Annotated in this window: 21 protein-coding genes; 13 read left to right on the top strand and 8 right to left on the bottom strand. The window is 71.4% G+C overall.

Going from position 1 to position 22576, the window contains the following annotated elements; genetic code table 11:
- Nucleotides 1-3: 3 nt before the first annotated feature.
- The 10 genes from PYR72_RS18900 (at nucleotide 4) to PYR72_RS18855 (ending at nucleotide 12466) form a co-directional block, all read left to right on the top strand.
- Complete coding sequence (locus PYR72_RS18900; RefSeq protein ID WP_275456427.1) at nucleotides 4-1197, top strand: low temperature requirement protein A; 1194 nt, start codon at nucleotides 4-6, stop codon at nucleotides 1195-1197.
- Nucleotides 1198-1962: 765 nt separating this feature from the next.
- Entirely contained in the window at nucleotides 1963-3216 is a 1254-nt protein-coding gene (locus PYR72_RS18895) for an amidohydrolase (protein WP_275456426.1), read from the top strand.
- 314 nt (nucleotides 3217-3530) lie between these two features.
- A complete protein-coding gene (locus tag PYR72_RS18890) occupies nucleotides 3531-4586 on the top strand; it encodes a BMP family ABC transporter substrate-binding protein (protein WP_275456425.1) in 1056 nt (351 codons plus the stop codon).
- A gap of 341 nt (nucleotides 4587-4927) precedes the next feature.
- Complete coding sequence (locus tag PYR72_RS18885) at nucleotides 4928-5980, top strand: BMP family ABC transporter substrate-binding protein (protein WP_275456424.1); 1053 nt, start codon at nucleotides 4928-4930, stop codon at nucleotides 5978-5980.
- 299 nt (nucleotides 5981-6279) lie between these two features.
- Nucleotides 6280-7848, top strand: coding sequence for an ABC transporter ATP-binding protein (locus PYR72_RS18880; protein ID WP_275456423.1), 1569 nt, complete (start codon nucleotides 6280-6282; stop codon nucleotides 7846-7848).
- Nucleotides 7848-8993 carry an ABC transporter permease gene (locus tag PYR72_RS18875; RefSeq protein ID WP_275456422.1) on the top strand — a complete coding sequence of 382 codons (1146 nt, stop codon included), beginning with the start codon at nucleotides 7848-7850 and terminating at the stop codon, nucleotides 8991-8993. Before PYR72_RS18880 ends, PYR72_RS18875 begins: the two co-directional genes overlap by 1 nt.
- On the top strand, nucleotides 8990-10264 hold the full coding sequence (locus PYR72_RS18870; RefSeq protein ID WP_275456421.1) for an ABC transporter permease: 1275 nt from the start codon (nucleotides 8990-8992) through the stop codon (nucleotides 10262-10264). Before PYR72_RS18875 ends, PYR72_RS18870 begins: the two co-directional genes overlap by 4 nt.
- The gene (locus PYR72_RS18865; protein ID WP_275456420.1) at nucleotides 10261-10653 is read left to right on the top strand and encodes a cytidine deaminase; all 393 of its coding nucleotides are present in this window, start codon (nucleotides 10261-10263) and stop codon (nucleotides 10651-10653) included. Before PYR72_RS18870 ends, PYR72_RS18865 begins: the two co-directional genes overlap by 4 nt.
- An 87-nt stretch (nucleotides 10654-10740) precedes the next feature.
- Nucleotides 10741-12024, top strand: coding sequence for a thymidine phosphorylase (locus PYR72_RS18860; protein ID WP_275460453.1), 1284 nt, complete (start codon nucleotides 10741-10743; stop codon nucleotides 12022-12024).
- A 55-nt stretch (nucleotides 12025-12079) separates the two neighbouring features.
- Nucleotides 12080-12466: an STAS domain-containing protein gene (locus PYR72_RS18855; RefSeq protein WP_275460452.1), complete on the top strand. Its 387-nt coding sequence runs from the start codon at nucleotides 12080-12082 to the stop codon at nucleotides 12464-12466.
- Here the strand turns inward: PYR72_RS18855 and PYR72_RS18850 are convergent.
- Nucleotides 12359-13369: a sigma-70 family RNA polymerase sigma factor gene (locus tag PYR72_RS18850; RefSeq protein ID WP_275456419.1), complete on the bottom strand. Its 1011-nt coding sequence runs from the start codon at nucleotides 13367-13369 to the stop codon at nucleotides 12359-12361. The genes PYR72_RS18855 and PYR72_RS18850 overlap by 108 nt on opposite strands.
- A 171-nt stretch (nucleotides 13370-13540) precedes the next feature.
- The gene (locus PYR72_RS18845; protein ID WP_275456418.1) at nucleotides 13541-14848 is read right to left on the bottom strand and encodes an MFS transporter; all 1308 of its coding nucleotides are present in this window, start codon (nucleotides 14846-14848) and stop codon (nucleotides 13541-13543) included.
- 66 nt (nucleotides 14849-14914) lie between these two features.
- Here PYR72_RS18845 and PYR72_RS18840 point away from each other — a divergent pair, with 66 nt between their 5' ends.
- Entirely contained in the window at nucleotides 14915-15883 is a 969-nt protein-coding gene (locus PYR72_RS18840) for a LysR family transcriptional regulator (protein ID WP_275460451.1), read from the top strand.
- A gap of 71 nt (nucleotides 15884-15954) precedes the next feature.
- On the opposite strand, the gene PYR72_RS18835 is transcribed toward PYR72_RS18840, so the two are convergent.
- On the bottom strand, nucleotides 15955-16725 hold the full coding sequence (locus PYR72_RS18835; protein ID WP_275456417.1) for a prolyl oligopeptidase family serine peptidase: 771 nt from the start codon (nucleotides 16723-16725) through the stop codon (nucleotides 15955-15957).
- 113 nt (nucleotides 16726-16838) lie between these two features.
- Here PYR72_RS18835 and PYR72_RS18830 point away from each other — a divergent pair, with 113 nt between their 5' ends.
- On the top strand, nucleotides 16839-18002 hold the full coding sequence (locus PYR72_RS18830; RefSeq protein WP_275456416.1) for an adenosine deaminase: 1164 nt from the start codon (nucleotides 16839-16841) through the stop codon (nucleotides 18000-18002).
- Between the two features lie 133 nt (nucleotides 18003-18135).
- Entirely contained in the window at nucleotides 18136-18507 is a 372-nt protein-coding gene (locus tag PYR72_RS18825) for a hypothetical protein (protein WP_059078920.1), read from the top strand.
- Nucleotides 18508-18599: 92 nt separating this feature from the next.
- Here the strand turns inward: PYR72_RS18825 and PYR72_RS18820 are convergent, their stop codons facing one another.
- The 5 genes from PYR72_RS18820 to afsQ1 form a co-directional block, all read right to left on the bottom strand.
- Nucleotides 18600-18800: a PspC domain-containing protein gene (locus tag PYR72_RS18820; RefSeq protein ID WP_275456415.1), complete on the bottom strand. Its 201-nt coding sequence runs from the start codon at nucleotides 18798-18800 to the stop codon at nucleotides 18600-18602.
- A gap of 124 nt (nucleotides 18801-18924) precedes the next feature.
- Entirely contained in the window at nucleotides 18925-19407 is a 483-nt protein-coding gene (locus tag PYR72_RS18815; protein WP_275456414.1) for a VanZ family protein, read from the bottom strand.
- A gap of 127 nt (nucleotides 19408-19534) precedes the next feature.
- Nucleotides 19535-20173, bottom strand: coding sequence for a hypothetical protein (locus PYR72_RS18810; RefSeq protein WP_275460450.1), 639 nt, complete (start codon nucleotides 20171-20173; stop codon nucleotides 19535-19537).
- Nucleotides 20174-20223: 50 nt separating this feature from the next.
- Nucleotides 20224-21774 carry a HAMP domain-containing sensor histidine kinase gene (locus PYR72_RS18805; protein ID WP_275456413.1) on the bottom strand — a complete coding sequence of 517 codons (1551 nt, stop codon included), beginning with the start codon at nucleotides 21772-21774 and terminating at the stop codon, nucleotides 20224-20226.
- A gap of 47 nt (nucleotides 21775-21821) precedes the next feature.
- The gene (afsQ1, locus tag PYR72_RS18800; RefSeq protein WP_013001223.1) at nucleotides 21822-22499 is read right to left on the bottom strand and encodes a two-component system response regulator AfsQ1; all 678 of its coding nucleotides are present in this window, start codon (nucleotides 22497-22499) and stop codon (nucleotides 21822-21824) included.
- Nucleotides 22500-22576 lie beyond the last annotated feature (77 nt).

The following is a 22576-nucleotide window of genomic DNA, read 5'->3' as shown; positions in this document are numbered from 1 at the left end:
ACGGTGACGACACACGGCGAACGCGCGCGGCTCACACCCACGGCGGACGGACACAAGGTCACCCCCGTCGAACTCTTCTTCGATCTCGTGTTCGTCTACGCCATCACCCAGGTCACGGCCCTGATGGCCGCCGATCCCACCGCCCTGAGCCTGCTCGGCGGCATGGTCGTCCTGGCCCTGCTGTGGTGGTGCTGGTGCTGCTTCGCCTGGCTCGGCAACGTCGTCCGCGCCGACTCGGGCGCCATGTCCGCAGTGCTGGTGGCGGTGATGGCGGTCGTCCTGATCGTCTCCCTGACGGTGCCGGAGGTGTACGACGACGCCCCGGGCGGCCTCTACGCCCCCTTGCTGTTCGTCGCCTGCTACGGCGCGGTCCGCGGCCTCCACCTGGTCACCTACTGGCTCTCCGACCCCGCCGACACGGCCCTGCGCGCCACCCTGCGCCGCACGGCCCTGCTCTCGGTGCTCCCGCCCTTCACCCTGCTGCTCGTGGGCGCGGCCTTCGACGGCGCGACGCGGATCCTGATCTGGCTGGCCGCGGTGGTCATCGACTACGCGGGCATCTTCGTCACCGGCCGGTCCGGCTGGCGCGTGGCGTCCCCCGCCCACTTCTCCGAACGCCACGGTCTGATCGTCATCATCGCGCTGGGCGAGTCGATCGTCGCGATCGGCGTCGGGGTGACCGGCTACGCCGTCTCCGGCCCCGTCGTGATCGCGGCGGCCCTCGGCCTGCTGGTCTCCGCCGGGCTCTGGCGCCTGTACTTCCACGGCGTCAGCGAGCCGGCCGAACACCGCCTCGCCGAACGGACCGGCGACGACCGTACGGTCCTGGCCCGCGACACGTACACCTTCCTCCACCTGCCGCTGGTGGCCGGTGTCGTCATCACCGCCCTCGGTGTGAAGACGACCCTGCACCAGGTCGCCGACACGGGCCACTACGCCCTGTCCGAGCCCCTGCACGGCATGCCCGCCTGGGCGCTGGCCGGCGGCACGGGACTGTTCCTGCTCGGCTCCGCCGCGATCCTGCTGCGCACCACGGGCCGCCGTGCCCCGGCCCTGCTCACCGGCGGCATCCTCTGCCTGGCGGCAGGCCCCCTGACCGCCCTCGTCCCGGCGCTGGCCGCCCTGACGGCCCTGACCGCGACACTGACCACGGTCCTGGTCCTCCACGCCCGCACCACCCGGCCGGCGGGAGCCTGAAAAGCGGGGGCGCAGCCCTGGCTCTCCAGGGGCGCGGGGGCCCGACGCGCGCCGCGCCCACCCCGCTACGGCCCCGGTCGGCCGTCTCGACCCCGGCCCGGGCCCCTCGGTGGTGCCACCCACTCGACCCGCGCGCCCCCACGGCGGTGGCCCCGAAGGCCGGCGGGACTGGGCGCGGGGGTGCGGGTGCGGGCCCGGTGGGGGCTGGTCGCGCAGTTCCCCGCGCCCCTGAAAAGCCGGGGCCGCACCCCCGCTTTTCCCTCGCCGGTCACCCGCCCGGTCCTCCTCCCGTCGCCCTCGCGCCCCCCGGTCACCCCCGTGATCCCGGTCACTCCCGCCACCCCCGCGCCACCCACCCGCGCCCCACGGTCCCGGCCCCCGGTTCACCCCCCGCAGCCGCAGGCCAACGCCCCCTCGTGGTCCCGCCGGGGCGCCCTCCCGTCCACCCGCCCGTACGCACGTAGTAACGGAACCCTCACGCGGCGGTGAGGGTTCCGGGACGGTGCGCTGGGCCGGACGTGGTATCCGTGGAGTGTGGGAATCGTCCGGACACCCCCGGACGTTTGAACGATGGGATTCGCGGGCAACCCCGGCGCTCCCTTCTCCGAGGTCAGCCCGCCCGCGAAGAGGCGGCCGGGTATACCCGTCCCTGCCAATACGTATGCGTCGTGCGACCGGAAATCTTCCCCTCACGGGCTGATTTTTTGTTGATCGAGGGTGAGAAGGTCGCCCGATCGCCCTACCCTTCAGAGGGTGAACCAACTGATGTCCCGAGAGTCCGAGGCAGATCTGCCGGGGGAAGCCGAAACATCGCTCCCCGGCACGTTGCCGGAAGCCCTGCGTGCCGAACTCGTCGCCTTCCGCCGCGACTTGCACATGCACCCGGAGCTCGGCAACCAGGAGTTCCGCACGACCGCCGCGATCAAGGCCCGCCTGGAGAAGGCCGGCCTCAGCCCGCGCGTGCTCGACAGCGGCACCGGACTCATCTGTGACATCGGCGACTGGAACGGCACCGACAGCTCCGCGCTCGCCCTGCGCGCCGACATCGACGCCCTCCCCATCCCGGACACCAAGGTGGACTGCGACTACCGCTCCACCGTCCCCGACCGCGCCCACGCCTGCGGCCACGACGTGCACACCACCGTCGTCCTCGGCGCCGGCCTCGTCCTCGCCGACCTGCACCGCAAGGGCCGGCTGCCCCGCCCCGTCCGGCTGATCTTCCAGCCCGCCGAGGAGGTCCTGCCCGGCGGCGCCGCCGACGTCATCAGGACCGGCGCGCTCGACGGCGTCGGCCGCATCATCGCCGTGCACTGCGACCCGAGGGTCGACGCCGGCCTCATCGGCCTGCGCCACGGCCCCATCACCTCCGCCTGCGACCGGCTGGAGCTGTCCCTCGACGGGCCGGGCGGCCACACCGCGCGCCCCCACCTCACCACCGACCTCGTCACCGCCGCCGCCCGGGTCGTCACCGACGTCCCCGCGCTGGTCGCCCGCCGGTTCGACGCCCGCGCCGGGCTCGTCGTGACCTGGGGACGCATCGAGTCGGGCCACGCGCCGAACGTCATCCCGCAGCACGCGGAGCTCTCCGGCACCGTCCGCTGCCTGGACATCAACGCCTGGCGGCAGGCCCCCGACCTGATCCACGAGGCGGTCCAGGAGGTCGCGGTCATGCACCGCGCCAAGCCCGAGATCAACTACATCCGGGGCGTCCCGCCGGTCGTCAACGACCCCGTCGTCACCGAACTGCTGCACGACTCGATGGTCGCCCGCCGCGGCGCCAAGTCCGTCGAGGACACCGAGCAGAGTCTCGGCGGCGAGGACTTCTCCTGGTACCTGGAGCACGTTCCCGGCGCCATGGCCCGTCTGGGTGTCCGCCGTCCGGGCGACCTCACCGTCCGCGACCTCCACCAGGGTGACTTCGACGCCGACGAGCACGCCATCACCGTGGGCGTGGAACTCTTCACCGCGGCCGCCCTCCTGGACGCCCGCATGCGTGCTCTCGACCCCGCCGGTCTCTAGACACCCCTCCGCCACCCCTCCGGTTGCGCCCTGCCCACCCTCGCGGCAGCCTGGTGCGCGTGTCCGTGCGATCACCGTGCGGAGCGCGCACCTTCACGCTGACGTCACCCCTCGTACACGCACAGCGAGGGGCGGGAGAGGCACTGTGTCCGTGAGATCCCTTTCGATCCCATGGTTCACGAGGACGTAACGGCCACCGGCACGAATGGATAACGGCCGGTCGAAACCCCGTTCCCAGGAGGGTCTACGCGCGTTAATGTGCGCCGAACTGAGCACCCGGTCGCGGGGCTTTGCAGAAGATGGGGAACTTCAAGATGCGTCGGATTTCCAAACTGACCCGCGTCGCGGTGGGGGTCGCGTCGCTGGCGCTCGCCGCTACGGCCTGTGGCGGTACCAGCAGCGACAGCAGTGGCAGCGGCGGCGAGACCAGCAAGGGCGAAAAGGGTCTCGCGATCGCGTACGACATCGGCGGCAAGGGCGACCAGTCCTTCAACGACGCCGCCTTCGCGGGCCTGGAGAAGGCTCAGAAGGAATTCGGTTACAAGACCGCGGACATCGAGCCCACCGAGGGCGAGACGGACGCCGACAAGCAGCAGCGTCTGGAGTCCCTGGCCAAGCAGGGCTACAACCCGGTCATCGGTGTCGGCTTCGCCTACGGCCCGGCCATGGAGGCCGCGTCCAAGAAGTTCCCGAAGACGACCTTCGGCATCGTCGACTCGGTCGTCGAGGGTGACAACGTGGCGTCCCTCGTCTTCGCCGAGCAGGAGGCCTCGTACCTCGCCGGCGTCGCGGCGGCCAAGGCCACCAAGACCAACACCGTGGGCTTCGTGGGCGGCGTGGACATCCCGCTGATCCACAAGTTCGAGGCCGGCTACAAGCAGGGCGTCGAGGACACCAACCCGAAGGTCAAGGTCCTCTCGCAGTACCTGACCCAGACGGCCGAAGAGGGCGGCTTCTCCAGCCCCGACAAGGGCAAGGCCGCCGCCGAGGGCCAGATCGAGAAGAAGGCGGACGTGCTCTACGCCGCCGCCGGTCTCTCCGGCCAGGGTGTCATCGAGGCCGCCGCGCAGGCGAAGGTCTGGGCGATCGGCGTGGACTCCGACCAGTACAACCAGGAAGCCCTCGCCAAGTACAAGGACTACATCCTCACCTCCGCCCTGAAGGACGTCGGCGGCGCGGTCTACACCCTCGCCAAGTCCGTCGAGGACGGCAAGCCGCTCACCGGTGTCCAGACCTTCGACCTGAAGGTGGACGGCGTCGGCCTGGCCGACTCCAACCCGAAGATGGCGGAGATCGCCGGCCTGACCGACGCGGTCGCCAAGGCCAAGGAAGGCATCATCGACGGCTCGATCAAGGTGAAGACCGAGTAACGGTCGTCTCTCCGCGCGTGCGCACAGGCGGGGTGGGTGTACCTGTACACCCACCCCGCCTCACTTGTGTCCCCGGTCCCGCGCGGCGCCCCACAGGGGCGCGGGGAACTGCGCGACCAGCCACTACGCACCGGCGGCCGCGGCTTGCTCCGCACCACCCTCCACCTGGCGCCCCCGGGCCCCGGCCCACGTTGCGACACGGCCCCATAACAACGTGGTCCCCCAGGCTTCACCACAAGGGTCTACGCGCGTTACTCTGCGGCGAAAGCCATATAAGGCGCCGATGCTGTGAAGCACCACTGAGCAGTACCCCCCGGCGCTGTACGACAGGAGCACCACACATGCGCCGGGTTTCCCGCCTCGCGGTCGCAGGCGCAGCGACCGCCTCCCTCGCTCTCACCCTGGCCGCCTGCGGCGGTACGTCGACGGACGCCTCGTCCTCCGCCGACGCCAAGGGCGACAAGGGCCTCGCGATCGCCTACGACGTCGGCGGCAAGGGCGACCAGTCCTTCAACGACGCCGCGTTCGCCGGCCTGGAGAAGGCGAAGAAGGAGTTCGGCTACGACACCCAGGACATCGAGCCCACCGAGGGCGAGACGGACGCGGACAAGGAGCAGCGCCTTGCCTCCCTGGCCAAGCAGGGCTACAACCCGGTCGTCGGTGTGGGCTACGCGTACGCCACCGCCGTGAAGGCCGCCGCCGAGCAGTTCCCGGACACCACCTTCGGCATCGTGGACGACTCCACGGTCCAGCTGGACAACGTCGCGGACCTGGTCTTCTCCGAGGAGCAGGCCTCGTACCTCGCCGGTGTCGCGGCGGCCAGGTCCACGAAGACGAACACCGTCGGCTTCGTGGGCGGGGTGGACATCCCGCTGATCCACAAGTTCCAGGCGGGCTTCGAGCAGGGCGTCAAGGACACCAACCCCAAGGCGAAGGTGCTCACCCAGTACCTGACCCAGACGGCCGAGGAGGGCGGCTTCTCCAGCCCCGACAAGGGCAAGACGGCCGCCGAGGGCCAGATCGAGAAGAAGGCCGACGTCGTCTACGCGGCGGCCGGTCTGTCCGGCCAGGGCGTGATCGAGGCCGCCGCCGCGAACAAGGTCTGGGCGATCGGTGTCGACTCCGACCAGTACCGCCAGGAGGCCCTCGCGAAGTACAAGGACTCCATCCTGACCTCGGCGACGAAGGACGTCGCCAAGGCGGTGTACAACCTGGCGAAGTCGGTCGAGGACGGCAAGCCCGGGACCGGTATCGTCAGGGGCGATCTGAAGACCGGTGAGGTCGGCCTCGCCGACTCCCACCCGAAGTTCAAGAGCGACACCGAGCTCCAGGAGGCCATCACCACGGCCAAGGAGAAGATCATCAGCGGCGAGATCAAGGTCAAGACCGGCTGATCCAGCTGTACCACGAGCAGTCGCGCGACCCCGGGGTGTTCAGGCACTTCCGGAGTCGCCGGTAACCGCGGGGTTACGCGCGCTCAACGGGGTACGGGGAGTATCGCTCCCTGTACCCCGTTGTCTAAGCGGCCCCGGGGGCCCCGGGGTGTCGCCCCGGGTCTCCCGGCACCGCTTGGGCGTGTCGCCCGCTTCCGATGCCGTAGGGGCGCTACGCGCGTAGACGACCCCCTTTCCCAGGAGAGTGCGCCATCAACGCGTCCAGCAGCCCTCCGGCCGACGCCGCGGTCAACGAATCGGTGACCGCCGTCGAACTCGCCGGGATCACCAAGCGATTCCCCGGCGTCGTGGCCAACCACGACATCCACCTCACCGTGCGCAAGGGCACCGTCCACGCCCTCGTCGGGGAGAACGGGGCCGGCAAGTCCACCCTGATGAAGATCCTCTACGGCATGCAGAAGCCGGACGAGGGCACCATCGCGGTCGACGGCGAGCAGGTCTCGTTCTCCTCCCCGGCCGACGCCATCGCCCGTGGCATCGGCATGGTCCACCAGCACTTCATGCTCGCCGACAACCTCACGGTCCTGGAGAACGTGGTCCTCGGCAGCGAGAAGCTCCACGGCATCGGCGCCAAGGCCCGCCGCAAGATCAAGGAGATCTCCGAGCGCTACGGCTTCGGCGTGCGCCCGGACGTCCTGGTCGAGGAGCTGGGCGTCGCCGAGCGCCAGCGCGTGGAGATCCTCAAGGTCCTCTACCGCGGCGCCCGCACCCTGATCCTGGACGAGCCGACCGCCGTCCTGGTTCCCCAGGAGGTCGACTCCCTCTTCGCCAACCTGCGCGAACTCAAGGCGCAGGGCCTGGCGGTCATCTTCATCTCGCACAAGCTGGGCGAGGTGCTGTCGGTCGCCGACGAGATCACCGTCATCCGGCGCGGTACGACCGTCGGTACGGCCGTCCCCGCCGAGACCACCCCGCGCCAGCTCGCCGAGCTGATGGTCGGCAGCGAGCTGCCCACCCCGGAGACGGCCGAGTCCACGGTCACCGACCGGCCGGTCCTCACCGTCAAGGACCTCCGCCTGGAGGCCGTCGGCGGCAAGGCCCTGCTCGACGACATCACCTTCACCATCCACGCGGGCGAGGTCCTCGGCCTCGCCGGTGTCGAGGGCAACGGCCAGACCGAACTGGTCGACGCGCTGATCGGCCTGAAGTCCGCCGACTCGGGCACGATCTCGCTCGCCGACGACGAGATCACCGCCTGGCCCACCCGCAGGCGCCGTGAGCAGGGCGTCGGCTACATCCCCGAGGACCGCCACCGGCACGGTCTGCTGCTGGAGGCCCCCCTCTGGGAGAACCGTATCCTCGGCCATGTGACCGAGCGGCCCAACGCCAAGGGCGTCTGGCTCGACCCGAAGGCCGCCCAGGAGGACACCCGCCGGATCGTCACCGAGTACGACGTCCGCACCCCCGGCATCGACGTCACCGCCGCCTCCCTCTCCGGCGGCAACCAGCAGAAGCTGATCGTCGGCCGCGAGATGAGCCACAAGCCGCGCTTCCTGATCGCCGCCCACCCCACCCGCGGTGTGGACGTCGGCGCGCAGGCCCAGATCTGGGACCAGATCCGCGAGGCCCGCCGCGAGGGCCTGGCCGTCCTGCTGATCTCCGCCGACCTGGACGAGCTGATCGGCCTGTCCGACACGCTCCGGGTGATCTACAACGGCAAGCTGGTCGCCGACGCCGACCCCGCCACCATCACCCCCGAGGAGCTGGGCTCGGCCATGACCGGTGCCGCCACCGGCCACCTCGCATCCGAAGAGACCCCCGAGACCTCGGCGGACACGTCCGAGTCTGAGGAAGACGAGGCCCGCTGATGAAGAAGTTCGACAAGGAGCGCGTGCTCCTCGCGGTGGCCGGACCGGTCCTCGCGCTGGCCGTGGCCTTCGTGCTGACCGCGATCGTGCTCCTGGCCTCCGGCAAGAACCCGGTCGAGCCGTTCACGATCATGTTCGAGCAGGCCACGTTCTCCGACATCCAGGTCCGGATCATCAACCAGGCCTCGCTGTACTACGTCGCGGCCCTCGCGGTGGCCATCGGCTTCCGGATGAACCTGTTCAACATCGGTGTCGACGGCCAGTACCTGCTCGGCGCCATGATGGCCGCGATCGTCGGCGCCCACGTCGACCTGCCCGCGGCCCTGCAGATCCCGCTGCTGATGCTCACGGCGATCCTCACCGGCGCCTTCTGGGCCGGCATCGTCGGCGTCCTCAAGGTCACCCGCGGCGTCAGCGAGGTCGTCGCGTCGATCATGCTGAACGCGATCGCCACCTCCGTCATCGGCTACCTCTGGCTGCCGAACGTCTTCGGCGTCAAGGTCGGCAACAACAACACCACCGGCGAGATGGCCGAGTCCGGCTGGGTCCCCGGCATCGACATGGGCGCGGCCGGCGAGATCTACGGCCTGGTGCTGCTCGCCGTCCTGCTCGGCGTCGGCTACTGGATCGTCATCAACCGCACCCGCTTCGGCTTCGACCTGCGCGCCTCCGGCGCCTCGGAGTCCGCCGCCGCGGCCAGCGGTGTCGACCCCAAGCGCATGGTCCTCACCGCCATGCTGATCTCCGGCGGCGTCGCGGGCCTCGCGGGCCTGCCGATCCTGCTCGGCGACACCCACACGTACAGCCTGAACTTCCCCACCGGGATCGGCTTCCTCGGCATCGGCATCGCCCTGCTCGGCCGCAACAGCCCCGTCGGCATCGCCTTCGCCGCCCTGCTGTGGGCCTGGCTCGACAAGGCGTCCCCGGAGCTGGACTTCCACGGCTACGACAAGGAGATCGCGGTCATCATGCAGGGCCTGATCGTGCTCTCGGTCGTCGTCTCCTACGAGACCGTGCGCGAGTGGGGCCTGCGCCGCCAGCAGCGCCGGGTCGGCGCCGAACTGGCCGCGGGCCACGTCCTCGGCGGTCCCGACGCGGACGCCTCCGACAACCACAACGTCAAGAAGGAGGTGTCGGGCCGATGACCACGAGCACCACCGCGACCGACCTCAACCAGCCCTCGCTGGAGCCGACCGCCCCCACCGGGCGCAAGATGTCGCTGCCCGTGCTGCTGCTGGTCATCGCCGGCGTCCTGGCACTCACCTCGATCGTCCGCATCATCACCGGCGCCGACGGCATCACCAACGTCAGTCAGATGTCCACCGCGCTGGAGCTGGCCGTCCCGATCGGCCTGGCCGGTCTCGGCGGCCTGTGGGCCGAGCGCGCGGGCGTCGTCAACATCGGCCTCGAAGGCATGATGATCCTCGGCACCTGGTTCGGTGCCTGGGCCGGCTTCCAGTGGGGCCCGTGGACCGGTGTCCTGGTCGGCATCATCGGCGGCTGCGTCGGCGGTCTGCTGCACGCCTTCGTCACCGTCACCTTCAACGTCAACCACATCGTCTCCGGTGTGGCCATCAACATCCTCGCCCTCGGCGCCACCCGCTACCTCGCGCCCCTCGCCTTCGAGGGCCACCAGGGCGGCTCCGCCAAGCAGTCCCCGCCGGTCGACGCCCTCGGCGACTTCACGGTGCCCGGACTCTCCGACGCGCTCCAGACCCTCAACGAGAAGGGCTGGTTCTTCGTCTCCGACCTCGCCGGCCTGCTCGGCGGCCTCGTCACCAACGTCTCCTGGCTGACCCTGCTCGCCGTCGCGCTGATCCCCGCCACCTGGTGGATCCTGTGGCGCAGCGCCTTCGGTCTGCGCCTGCGCTCCTGCGGCGAGAACCCGATCGCCGCCGAGTCCCTCGGCGTCAACGTCTACAAGTACAAGTACCTCGCCGTGATCATCTCCGGCGGCCTGGCCGGCCTCGGCGGAGCCTTCCTCTCCATCGTCGCCAACCCGTTCTACCTGGAGGGCCAGACCAGCGGCCGCGGTTACATCGGTCTCGCCGCGATGATCTTCGGCAACTGGATGCCGGGCGGCCTCGCCCTCGGCGCCGGCCTCTTCGGCTACACCGACAGCCTCAACCTGCGCGGCGGCTCCGAGAACGTCCACGCCCTGCTGCTGCTCGGCGCGCTGCTCCTGGTCATCGGAGCGATCTGGCAGGCCGTCCGCAAGAAGTACGTCCCGGCCGCGATCACCTTCGTGATCGGCGCCCTGGTCTACGCCTGGTACGCGACCACCAACGAGGTCCCGAACCAGGTCGTCGCCGCCACGCCGTACGTCATCACCCTGATCGTCCTCGCGCTCTCGGCCCAGCGGCTGCGGATGCCGAAGGCGGACGGCCTGCCGTACCGGAAGGGACAGGGCAAGTGACCGCCGTCGACTGGGCCCGGCTGCGCACGGTGGCCCGGGACGCCATGTCCCGGGCGTACGCCCCGTACTCCGGCTTCCCGGTCGGCGTGGCCGCCCTCGTCGACGACGGCCGGATCGTCTCCGGCTGCAACGTCGAGAACGCCAGTTACGGCCTCGGTCTGTGCGCGGAGTGCGGCCTGGTCTCCGAGCTGCAGAACAGCGGCGGCGGCCGGCTCACCCACTTCACCTGCGTGGACGGCAAGGGCGACATCCTCGTCCCGTGCGGCCGCTGCCGGCAGCTGCTCTACGAGTTCGGCGGCGCGGACCTGCTGCTGGAGACCCCGGCGGGCATCCTGCCGCTCTCGGAGATGCTGCCCCAGGCCTTCGGCCCGGACCATCTCACCAAGTAACTCCTGTGCGGCCCCCCTGAGTTGCTCAGGGGGGCCGCACACTTTCTGCAGAACCTCGGAAGGAAAGCCATGACGAAGCCGACCACGTTGTCGATGGACGCCATCTCGGTCATCCGCACCAAGCGGGACCGCGGCGAACTCAGCGACGAGCAGATCGACTGGGTCATCGACGCGTACACCCGCGGCGAGGTCGCCGACTACCAGATGGCCGCCCTCAACATGGCGATCCTCCTCAACGGCATGGACCGCCGGGAGATCGCCCGCTGGACCGCCGCCATGATCGCCTCCGGCGAGCGCATGGACTTCTCGTCCCTGTCCCGCCCCACCGCCGACAAGCACTCCACGGGCGGCGTCGGAGACAAGATCACCCTCCCGCTCGCCCCCCTGGTGGCGGCCTGCGGCGCGGCCGTCCCCCAGCTCTCCGGCCGCGGCCTCGGCCACACCGGCGGCACCCTCGACAAGCTGGAGTCCATCCCCGGCTGGCGCGCCCTGCTGTCCAACGAGGAGATGCTGAACGTCCTGGACGAGGTCGGCGCGGTCATCTGCGCCGCGGGCGACGGTCTGGCCCCGGCGGACAAGAAGCTCTACGCGCTCCGCGACGTCACCGGCACGGTCGAGGCCATCCCGCTGATCGCCTCCTCGATCATGTCCAAGAAGATCGCCGAGGGCACCGGCTCGCTGGTCCTGGACGTGAAGGTGGGCACGGGAGCCTTCATGAAGACGCTGGAGGACGCCCGTGAGCTGGCCTCCACGATGGTGGGCCTCGGCACCGACCACGGCGTGAAGACGGTCGCGCTGCTGACGGACATGTCGACCCCGCTCGGCCTGACGGCGGGCAACGCCCTGGAGGTCCGCGAGTCGGTCGAGGTCCTCGCGGGCGGCGGCCCGGCGGACGTCGTCGAACTCACCGTCGCCCTGGCCCGCGAGATGCTCGACGCGGCCGGTGTGAAGGACGCCGACCCGGCGAAGGCGCTGGCCGACGGCTCGGCGATGGACGCCTGGCGCCGCATGATCGCGGCCCAGGGCGGCGACCCCGACGCCCCGCTCCCGACCTCGCGCGAGCAGCACGTGGTGAAGGCGACCGCCTCCGGCGTCCTGACCCGCCTCGACGCCTACGACATCGGCATCGCCGCCTGGCGCCTCGGTGCCGGACGCGCCCGCAAGGAGGACCCGGTGCAGGCCGCCGCCGGCGTCGAGCTGCACGCCAAGCCCGGCGACACGGTCACCGAGGGCCAGCCCCTGCTGACCCTGCACACCGACACGCCCGAGCGCTTCGACTACGCCCTGGAGGCCGTCGCGGGCTCGTACGACATCGGCGCCCCCGGTACCGCCTACGAGCCGACGCCGATCGTGCTGGACCGCATCGCCTGAGAGGGCCGTGCCCCACGGATCAGGGCAGGCCACGGCGGGTGTGGTCGCCTCCGCGATGAGTTCCGGGACTCCCCCCGGTCTACCGGTCGTGGACGCGACGACACCCGCCGTACTCGTACTGCCAGGCCCTCTCACCCGGGACGAGGTGCCTCGGCTCTGTGCCGAGGTACGCGCACGACTGGAGAGGACCCGGGGCGGGACCGTGGTGTGCGACGTCGCCGGTATCGGCCCGCCGGGCCTGGCCGCCGTCGACGTTCTGGCCCGGATGCAGCTCACCGCACGGCGGGCCGGGGGCCGGATACGGCTGCGGGACCCCGCCCCCGCGCTGGGCGCGCTACTGCGACTGGTCGGGCTTGCCTTCGAGATGGAGGGGCAGGCCGAAGAGGGGGAACCAGCGGGCGGTGTCCAGGAAGCAGTGGAATCCGGCGATCCGGCCCTCTGAGATCTCCAGCGCCTGCACCGCCCACGCGGTGTACCCGCCGCTGTCGGGGTCCGGCTTGTACTGCGCGAAGCCCGGCAGGCCGTTGACCTCGACGGGCACCAGGTGCGAGCCGGCGCAGGCCGCGCCGAGCGTCGTCATGAACCCGGTGATGTCGCCCGTGCCGGTCAGCCAGAGGTCGAACGGCGGCATCGTCATGACCGCGTCCTCGTGCAGCAGGGCCGTCAGCGCCGCCATGTCGTACCCCTCGAAGGCGGCCACATAGCGGTCGAGCAGCTTGCGCTGCTCCTCGTCCAGCGGGTCGGAGACATCGGCCGCCGCGACCTGCCCGTCGCCCTCGGCGAGGGTCGCGCGGGCCCGCTGCAGGGCGCTGTTCACCGAGGCGACGGACGTGTCGAGCAGCTCGGCGACCTCGCTCGCCTTCCAGGCCAGCACCTCACGCAGGATGAGCACGGCCCGCTGCTTCGACGGCAGCTTCTGCAGTGCGGCGACGAACGCCAGCCGTACCGACTCCTTCGCGACGGCGGCCTCCGCCGGGTCGTCGGTCGTCGGCAGCACCCGGGCGTCCGGCACCGGCTCCAGCCAGGTGTTGTCGGGGCGGGGGGAGAGGGCGGCCTGGGCCAGGGGCGTGGAGTCGGTGAGATCCATGGGCCGGGCCCTCTTGTTCCCCGCGGTCAGCATGTCCAGGCACACGTTGGTGGCGATCCGGTACAGCCAGGACCGCAGGGACGAGCGGCCCTCGAACTTCTCGTAGCTCCGCCAGGCGCGGATCATCGTGTCCTGCACGGCGTCCTCCGCCTCGAAGGACGAGCCCAGCATCCGATAGCAGTACCCGGTCAGCTCGACCCGGTGCTTCTCCAACCGGACATCGAGCTCCGCCGTCGCCGTCGCCGTACCGTCACCCATGGCCAACCCACCCCTGTGGCATCCCTGTGCGTACCAACACCTCGGAAGCTACCGCAGCCCACTGACAATGGCCTGGGGAAGGGAGGAAGGGGCAGGTCACAGGGGTGCGGGGCCGTTCGCGAGGGTCCGCGCGGAACCGTCGCGCGGCCCCGTCGGGTCAGCGGGCCGGGGTCAGCAGGCCGGGGTCAGCGCGCGCCGGGCGCGGGCCGCGCGGGTGCCCACCACCGTGATGCCCACGACCCCCAGCACCGCCAGCAGGCCGAGGGCGACCGTGCCGCCCCAGCCCCCCGCGTGGAAGGCGATCGCGCCCAGCGTGCTGCCCGCGCTGGAGCCCACGTAGTACGCGGACTGGTACAGCGCCGACGCCTGGGCGCGGCCCTCCTTCGCGGTGTGGCTGACCGCCGACGACGCGGCGGCGTGGCCCGCGAAGAATCCGGCCGTGATGAGGACCAGCCCCAGCAGCACCATCGGCAGGGAGTCGGACAGCGAGACCAGCAGCCCGGCGGCCGTCGTGGCGCCCGCCAGGTACAGGGTGCCGCGCCGGCCCAGCCGGCCGACCAGCTTCCCGGCGGTCGACGCCGACACCGTGCCCACCAGGTAGACCAGGAAGATCGAGCCGATGACGCCCTGGGGCAGCGAGAAGGGTTCCCCGGCGAGGCGGTAGCCGATGACCGTGTAGACGCCGCCGAAGACCGTCATGAACAGGGCACCGATGGCGTACAGCCGCCGCAGCAGCGGGTTCGCGAGGTGCGCGCGGACCGTGCGGGCCAGCACCGCCGGCCGCAGCGACCCCGCCACGAAGTGCTTCGGCGCCGGGAGCAGCAGCCGGAAGGCCACCGCGCAGCCCACGGCGATCACCCCGAGCACCCCGAGCGCGACCCGCCAGCCCCACTCCTGCGCGACCCAGCCGGTGACGACACGGCCGCTCATCCCGCCGACGCTGTTGCCGGCGACGAAGAGACCGATCGCCGTGATGAGGGCCTTGGGGCGGACCTCCTCCGCGAGGTACGCGGTCGCGGAGGCCGGCACCCCGGCCAGCGCCGCGCCCTGCACGGCCCGCAGCACCACCAGGGCGCCGAGCGAGGGCGCGAAGGGGATCAGCAGTCCGACCGTCACCGCGACCACCAGCGAGGCCGTCATCACCGTGCGCCGCCCGAACCGCTCGGACAGCGCGCTCATCGGCAGCACGAACAGGGCCAGCGCCCCGGTCGCCGCCGACACCGTCCAGCTCGCCGCGCTCGCCGTGCTCGCGAAGCCGTCCGAGATCAGCGGCAGCAGAGCCTGCGTGGAGTACAGCAGGGCGAAGGTCGCGACGCCCGCGAGGAACAGCGCCAGGCTCATCCGGCGGTAGCCGGGCCCGCCCGGGGCCACTCGGGTGTCGACGGCGGACGGGGAGGAGGCGGTGGGGGAGGAGGCGGCGGGGGCGACGGCTGAGACGGCGCCCACGGTGGTGGACGCCCCGGTACTTGCGGAAGGCATGCCTCGAAACTACGTACGCCGCCGTTCATCCGTCCAATGCATGGAACCGCCATAATCGTTCCCGTGATGCATCAGCAGAGGTCAGAGCCGCGCCTGTCACCGTCCGGTGACACAGAAGACATCGAGAGCATCGAGGACATCGTCCTGCGGCTCGCCCCCCGGCTCGCCTACTTCGCCGGAGTCGCCCGCACCGAGCACGTCACCAGGGCCGCGCGCGAGATGCGTGTCCCGCAGTCGACGCTGTCGCGGGCGATGGTCCGCCTCGAACAGGACCTGGGCGTCGACCTGTTCGCCCGCCGGGGGCGCACGGTCTCCCTCACCCACGCCGGGCGCACCTTCCACGCCTCCGTCGAGCGCGCCCTCGCCGAGATCGAGCGCGCCGCCGACGAGGTCCGCGCGGACGCCGACCCCGCCACCGGCAAGGTCGCCTTCGGCTTTCTGCACACCATGGGCGCCGAGACCGTCCCCGGCCTGCTGCAGGCCTTCCGCGCCGAGCACCCCCGCGTCCGCTTCAGCCTCGTCCAGAACTACGGCGAGGCCATGCTCGAACGTCTGCGCGCCGGCGAACTCGACCTCTGCCTCACGTCCCCCGTCCCGGACGCTCCCGACCTGGTGGCCCGCCGCCTCGACGAACAGAAGCTCCGGCTCGTCGTCCCGGCCGACCACCGCCTCGCTGCCCGCAAACGCGTCCGCCTCTCCGAGGCCGCCGACGAAACCTTCGTCACCCTGGAGCCCGGCTACGGCATGCGCCGCATCACCGACGACCTCTGCGAGGCGGCCGGCTTCAAGCCGCGCATCGCCTTCGAGGGGGAGGAGGCGGAGACGCTGCGGGGCCTGGTGGCGGCGGGCCTGGGCGTGGCACTCCTGCCTCCCCCGGCCGTCCCCCGGCCGGGCGTGGTGGAACTGACGGTGACGGCCCCGCGCGCGGCCAGGGAGATCGGTGTCGCCTGGCTCGACGGCCACCCCGATACACCCCCGGTGGCGGCCTTCAAGAAGTTCCTGCTCTCCAGAAGGGGCAACCTGCTGCCCAGCTGAGCCCCAGCAGAGTCAGGGGCGCGGGGAACGGCGCGAGAAACCCCACCGGACCCGCGGCCGCCCCACGAACCTCAGACACCCCTGTGCGAGCGAGCCCCCCCGAAGCCGGAGGCAAGAGGCATCCGCAGCCCCAGCGGCGGCGGAGCGGCGAGCGCGTCCTCCACCGGCCGGGCGAACGCCCTCCCGAACAGCACCCCCATCACGAAGTCCGCGGCCAGCGCGTGCACCTCGTCCCGGTACTGGGTCAACCCGTGCCGGTCCGCGTGCACTTCGAACCGGCAGATGTCGGGGTTCGTCTTCTTCGCCCGCGCCGCGAACCGGAACGACAGCTCGGGATCCACCCGCTCGTCGTTCGTCCCGTGCACGATCAGCACCCGCCGCCCCGACAACTGCTTCACCGGTTCGGGCGGTGCCGCCACGTCCTCCTCGGGCAGCCAGGGGGCGATGGCCAGCACCGAGTTGACGGCCTCGTGCCCGCCCGCGTGCAGTGCCGCCCGCGCCCCCATGTGGAGCCCGGCCAGACACACCGGCACGTCCCCGTACCGCCGCACGACCTCGTCCACCGCCCACTCGGCATCCCGCGCGAGCCGCGCCTCCGTACCGTTCCAGCCCCGGTAGCGGTAGTGCACGACATGGGCCGCCAGCCCCTCCGTACGGCCCGCGCGGGCGAGCCGGCGGCCGAGGGCGCGCACGGAGGCCGTGGCCAGCACGGGGGAGGGTCTGCGGGTGGATGCCTCGTCACCGGCCGGGAGAAGGAGGACCACCCCGCCGACCGTGCTCGGCTCCGGGCCGATCGTCCGCCCAAGTCGGGGCGTACGGACCGGCATTGCTTGCTGCGCCATGACAGAACAGTGTCAGAAGAGAGGGTGTACGCCACCCGTCCTGTGGGTCACCGTTACGTATCGACGCGATCATCCGACAGGCGCTCTACGCGCGTAGGAGGTATCGTACGAAAATGACGAACCAGAACGACCCGACCGGTACCACCCCGGATCCGGACCAGATCCGCCGGGCGCCCAAGGTTCTGCTGCACGACCACCTCGACGGCGGCCTGCGCCCCGGAACCATCGTCGAACTCGCCCGCGACAGCGGGTACGCCCACCTCCCCGAGACCGACGCCGACCGGCTCGGCGCCTGGTTCCGTGAGGCCGCCGACTCCGGCTCGCTGGAGCGGTACCTGGAGACCTTCTCCCACACGGTCGGCGTCATGCAGACCCGTGAGGCGCTCGTCCGGGTCGCCGCCGAGTGCGCGGAGGACCTCGCGGCCGACGGCGTCGTCTACGCCGAGGTCCGTTACGCCCCCGAGCAGCACCTCGAAGCCGGGCTCGGTCTCGAAGAGGTCGTCGAAGCCGTCAACGAGGGCTTCCGCGAGGGCGAGCGCCGGGCCCGGGCCGACGGCCGGCGCATCCGGGTCGGCGCGCTGCTCACCGCCATGCGCCACGCGGCCCGCTCCCTGGAGATCGCCGAACTCGCCAACCGCTACCGCGACCTCGGTGTGGTCGGTTTCGACATCGCGGGCGCCGAGGCCGGCTACCCGCCCACCCGGCACCTCGACGCCTTCGAGTACCTCAAGCGCGAGAACAACCACTTCACGATCCACGCCGGTGAGGCGTTCGGACTGCCCTCCATCTGGCAGGCGTTGCAGTGGTGCGGCGCCGACCGGCTCGGCCACGGCGTCCGCATCATCGACGACATCCAGGTCCACGAGGACGGCTCCGTGAAGCTCGGGCGCCTCGCCTCCTACGTCCGTGACAAGCGCATCCCGCTGGAGCTGTGCCCCAGTTCCAACCTCCAGACCGGCGCCGCCCGTTCGTACGCCGAGCACCCCATCGGGCTGCTGCGGCGACTGCACTTCCGGGCCACCGTGAACACGGACAACCGCCTGATGTCGTTCACGAGCATGAGCCGTGAATTCGAGCACCTTGTCGACGCATTCGGTTACACGCTCGACGACATGCAGTGGTTCTCGGTCAATGCTATGAAGTCAGCATTCATTCCTTTCGATGAACGACTAGCCATGATCAATGACGTGATCAAGCCCGGGTACGCCGAGTTGAAATCCGAATGGCTGTTCCGGCAGACGGCCTCCACCAGCGGTTCTGTCGAAGAACGGGACTGAGCGGCGACTTCGGGGAGCGGTCGTGTCCACGGCGACGCGGCCGCTTTCCGATGTTTGCCTCCGGCGGGACTTTGGTGTTTACGTTTCGGCACCGCTCACCACCCGTCAAACGCATTCCAAGGACGCATTCAACATGAAGCAGTCTGCTGCCAAGACCCTCGGTGTCGCCGTCGTCGGTGCCGCCATCGCCGCTGCGGGCGCGGGTGCCGCGAACGCCGCCCCGAGCGCGCCGGTCGCCCCCGAGGCCTCCCAGGCCCTCGGTACCGTCACCCAGGCGCTGCCCGTGGAGAACGTCACGAAGGCGCTGCCGACCGCCGCCGGTGCCCTCGCCCAGGGCCAGAGCGCGCTCGGCGCCGGCCTGGAGGCGGCCCAGCCCGCCGCCGCCAACGTCCTGGCCGAGGGTCCCACCGCCCCCGTCGCCGGACTGCTCGGCGGCCTCCCCGTCGGCCAGGCCCTCCCCACCAAGGGCCTCGGCGTCAACGGACTGCCCCTCGGCGGCGCCTGAGCCGCACCACGGCACCGGCACGGGGCGCATCCCTGCGGGGTGCGCCCCGTCGGCGCCCGCGACACCGGCCCGGCGGCTCACGGTCGTACGCGTCACCAGGCCGCGCGCGCCTTGCCCTCCGCGGGGAAGAGTACCCACAGCGCTATGTAGAGAAGGAACTGCGGGCCCGGAAGCAGGCACGACAGCAGGAAGATCACGCGCATCGTGGTCGCGGACGTGCCGTAGCGCCGTGCCAGCGCGGCACAGACTCCGCCGATCATGCGGCCTTCGGTGGGGCGGGCAAGGCGGCTCATGAGGGCTCCTTCGTCGGTGTAGGACACCGGCCCACGGGCCGGCGGTGGGGCGGGGCCTCCACCGGCCACCGCTCTCTTCTCCACACCTTCGACGCTACGGTGACGAAGCGGACGAAGCGTCCCTCTACGGAGCCATCCCGACCCTGGGAATCGTCGGGGTCCGACCCTGAGGCATCTCCTCGGGGCGCGGCCGCGTCTCGCCCAGCCGGGTCCGTGCCCTGCGCCGCAGCGCCGACCTGAGCACCGGAACCACCGCGAGATGGGCGAGGCCGACGCCGACCGAGTTCAGCAGGATCGAGTCGATGTCGACGACCTGCCCCGGCACCCCGGTCTGCAGCAGCTCGATGGCCAGCGACAACAGCGCCCCGGCCGCCACCGACCGGGCCAGCGACGCCAGCGGCGACCCGGCCAGCCTGCCGTGCGCCAGCGGCAGCAGGACGCCCAGGGGAGCGAGGAGGGCCAGCCCTTCACCGATCCGGTGGGCCGCCTCCGGCCACCCCAGGGCCAGATCGGCTCTGATCCCGGCGAACGGCCGCAGATTCGCGGGACTCATCCAGGTGACGTCCAGCGGACGCAGCGTGATCCAGGCAACGACCGCGAGATGCACGGCGAGGAGAACACCCCCCGCCGCACGGACACGGATCCCGGCGCTACCGCCGTTCGTACCTTGAGGCTGCACGCCCCCCAAGACGCGGCCCCCGGCACGATCGGTTGCAGGATCTTTCGCGAGGGGCTCAGGAACCCCCGACCTCCGTCGACGGCGGATTGCCCTCTCCCGGGGCCGACTGGGTCTCCGGAGCGCATTCGTAGCGGCGCAGCGTCTCGGCGCTCGTGCTGCCGAGGACCACCGAACCGTTGTCGCCGGCGGCCGCCGAGTCCGCGAAGGTGCAGACGATCTGGGCGAGGGCGAACCGGGGGAGGGCGTCGGGCGCGGTGGACAGCCGCAGGGCGTCCTCGGGGTCGCCCGGCGCGGGCCCCGACACCGTGAGACCGGGCGGGACGGCGGTGCCGTAGCCGGCCTCGTCCTCTATGGCGCTCGGGTCGGCGGACAGGGCGTCCAGCAGGCCCTGGGCGACGACGGCGCGCCGCCGGGCCTCCTCCGTGCCCCCGGCGACCTCCACCGAGCGATTGACCCGCACGAGCGCCCCGGAGCACAGGAGGAACACCTCCACCGGCAGACCGGAGGGCGTCGTCTGGGTGGTGACGTCCGTCGCCGACAGCTCGCACGGCACCATCGAGGGCGCCGGGCCGAAGTCCGTCGGCACCTGGGTGGCCCGGATGCCGCAGCCGGCCAGCAGCCCGGCCAGCGCTCCGGTGGCGGCCAGGACCCGTACGCCGCGCGCGCGTGCGGCCCCTCCCCGTACCTCTGGCACTCGCACGCCCCGCGTTCCCCCGTACTCCCGTCGCCGGGTCGTTCGTATCGTCACTGACCGGCCCCCTCGGGGCCCTGCGGGCCGCCGTCGGCCCGGCCGCCGTCCCGCTCGTCCGCGAGCAGCGAGGCCGCGTCGCGGGGCAGGCGCAGGGTGAAGACCGCGCCGCCCTCGGGGGAGTTCGCGGCGGTGATGTCGCCGCCGTGGATGTGGGCGTTCTCCAGGGCGATGGACAGGCCGAGGCCGCTGCCCTCGGAGCGGGGGCGGGAGGCGCTCGCCTTGTAGAAGCGGTCGAAGACGTGCGGGAGGACGTCCTCGGGGATGCCCGGGCCGTGGTCCCGTACCTCGATCAGCAGGTCCGCGTCGTCCGCGTCGCCCTCGCGGACCCGGACGCGCACCGGCGAGCCGCCGTGCTTGAGCGCGTTGCCGATCAGGTTCGCCAGGATCACGTCCAGGCGGCGCGGGTCGAGCTTGATGATGATGCCGCGCTCGGCGTCGAGGTCCACCGCGTCCAGCCAGGCGCGGGCGTCGATGCAGGCGGTGATCTGGTCGGCGATGTCGACGTCGTCGAGGACGAGACGGGCCGTGCCCGCGTCGAAGCGGGTGACCTCCATCAGGTTCTCCACCAGGGTGTTGAGACGCTGGGTCTCGCTGACGACGAGCCGTACCGCCGGTTCGATCATGGGGTCCAGGCTGCCCGTGTCGGCGTCCAGCTCCTCCTCCAGCACCTCCGTGACGGCGGTGATCGCCGTCAGCGGTGTGCGGAGTTCGTGGGACATGTCGGCGACGAAGCGCCGGGACGCCTCCTCGCGGGCGCTCATGTCGTCGACCTTCTTCTCCAGCGACTCCGCCGCGAGGTTGAACGTGCGGGAGAGGTCGGCCAGTTCGTCCGTGCCGGAGACCCGCAGCCGGGTGTCGAGCTTGCCCTCGCCGAGCCGCCGGGCGGCGACACCGAGGCGCTGCACCGGCTTCAGCACGGTCGTCGCGGCGGCCTGCGCGAGCAGCGCCGAACCGATCAGCGACAGACCCGTGGCGATCCCGAGCGACCAGGCCAGCGAGTTGAGGTCCTTCGCCTCCTCCGCGAGCGACTTGCGCATGTACCCCGTCGGCCCGCCGCCGATCATCTTCGCGCCGCCCACCAGATACGGGGTGTCGCCGTCGATGACCCGCTGCCAGTACACGTGGTACGCGTGCTTGTTGCCGGAGGTGATCTTCTGCCGCTTGTCGACGGCCTTGCGCAGGGACGCCGGCACGTCCTCCAGCGAGAAACCGGTGAGCGCGTTGTCGGTCGAGGCCCCGGTCACCGTCCGGCCGTCGGCGTCCTCGGCGACCAGCAGCACGCTGGAACGCTCGCCGCCGTCCGCCATCCTCCGGGCCGCGAGGCGCAGTTGGTCCTGCGTCGGATTCGGGCGCAGCGTGCTCACATGGCTCTGCATCTCCCGCTCGAAGTCGTTGAGCGCCGCGTCCTGCGCGCGCGTCTGCACGGCCTCGCGGTTGAGCCAGTACGCGATGCCGGACGCCGACACGGCGGCCGTGAGCGCCACCAGACCGAAGACGACCACCAGGCGCAGACGCAGACTGGTGAACCGGATCCGGGACTGCATCTTCCTGCGAGCCGCGGCCCAGCCGCGGATCCCCCCCGAAGCCTTCGTCACTGAGGAGTGTCCAACCGGTAGCCCACGCCGCGCACGGTACGGATCAGCGTCGGCGAGGACGGCACGTCCTCGACCTTGGCGCGCAGCCGCTGCACACACGCGTCCACCAGACGCGAGTCGCCCAGGTAGTCGTGCTCCCACACGAGACGCAGCAACTGCTGCCGGGACAGCGCCTGTCCGGGGCGGCGGCTCAGCTCCAGCAGCAGCCGCAGCTCGGTGGGTGTCAGCTGGAGGTCCTCGCCGTTCTTCGTCACGGTCATCGCCGCGCGGTCGATCACGAGGGAGCCGAAGGTCGCCGCGTCGTTGGCCTCGCGCTCGCCGCGCCGCAGCACCGCGCGGATACGGGCGTCCAGCACCCGCCCCTGCACGGGCTTGACCACGTAGTCGTCCGCGCCCGACTCCAGGCCCACCACGACGTCGATGTCGTCGCTGCGCGCCGTGAGCAGGATGATTGGCAGCTGGTCGGTGCGCCGGATGCGCCGGCACACCTCGAAGCCGTCGATCCCAGGCAGCATCACGTCCAAAACGATCAGATCAGGCCGCTGTTCGCGCAGCAGCTTGAGGCCATCCTCGCCGGTGGCGGCGGTGGCGACACGGTGCCCCTGGCGCGTCAGTGAGAGCTCCAGGGCCGTGCGGATGGCGTCGTCGTCCTCGATCAGCAACAGGGAAGGCACGGGCTCATTCTGGCCCATGGCATGGCGCCGAATCGACCGTTGGAGCGCTCCCACCCGACACCCGCACACGATCGTGC

Source organism: Streptomyces sp. VNUA24 (genome assembly GCF_029167005.1).
GTDB lineage: Bacteria > Actinomycetota > Actinomycetes > Streptomycetales > Streptomycetaceae > Streptomyces > Streptomyces scabiei.
This window is presented reverse-complemented; position numbering and strand designations above follow the sequence as displayed.

Excerpts from the sequence above, each read along its gene's own strand:
- PYR72_RS18895 (WP_275456426.1), top strand. The coding sequence starts at position 1,963 with ATGTCCCGAGAGTCCGAGGCAGATCTGCCGGGGGAAGCCGAAACATCG.
- PYR72_RS18890 (WP_275456425.1), top strand. The coding sequence starts at position 3,531 with ATGCGTCGGATTTCCAAACTGACCCGCGTCGCGGTGGGGGTCGCGTCG.
- PYR72_RS18885 (WP_275456424.1), top strand. The coding sequence starts at position 4,928 with ATGCGCCGGGTTTCCCGCCTCGCGGTCGCAGGCGCAGCGACCGCCTCC.
- PYR72_RS18875 (WP_275456422.1), top strand. The coding sequence starts at position 7,848 with ATGAAGAAGTTCGACAAGGAGCGCGTGCTCCTCGCGGTGGCCGGACCG.
- PYR72_RS18870 (WP_275456421.1), top strand. The coding sequence starts at position 8,990 with ATGACCACGAGCACCACCGCGACCGACCTCAACCAGCCCTCGCTGGAG.
- PYR72_RS18855 (WP_275460452.1), top strand. The coding sequence starts at position 12,080 with ATGAGTTCCGGGACTCCCCCCGGTCTACCGGTCGTGGACGCGACGACA.
- PYR72_RS18850 (WP_275456419.1), bottom strand. The coding sequence starts at position 13,369 with ATGGGTGACGGTACGGCGACGGCGACGGCGGAGCTCGATGTCCGGTTG.
- PYR72_RS18845 (WP_275456418.1), bottom strand. The coding sequence starts at position 14,848 with ATGCCTTCCGCAAGTACCGGGGCGTCCACCACCGTGGGCGCCGTCTCA.
- PYR72_RS18840 (WP_275460451.1), top strand. The coding sequence starts at position 14,915 with ATGCATCAGCAGAGGTCAGAGCCGCGCCTGTCACCGTCCGGTGACACA.
- PYR72_RS18835 (WP_275456417.1), bottom strand. The coding sequence starts at position 16,725 with ATGGCGCAGCAAGCAATGCCGGTCCGTACGCCCCGACTTGGGCGGACG.
- PYR72_RS18830 (WP_275456416.1), top strand. The coding sequence starts at position 16,839 with ATGACGAACCAGAACGACCCGACCGGTACCACCCCGGATCCGGACCAG.
- PYR72_RS18825 (WP_059078920.1), top strand. The coding sequence starts at position 18,136 with ATGAAGCAGTCTGCTGCCAAGACCCTCGGTGTCGCCGTCGTCGGTGCC.
- PYR72_RS18820 (WP_275456415.1), bottom strand. The coding sequence starts at position 18,800 with ATGAGCCGCCTTGCCCGCCCCACCGAAGGCCGCATGATCGGCGGAGTC.
- PYR72_RS18805 (WP_275456413.1), bottom strand. The coding sequence starts at position 21,774 with ATGCAGTCCCGGATCCGGTTCACCAGTCTGCGTCTGCGCCTGGTGGTC.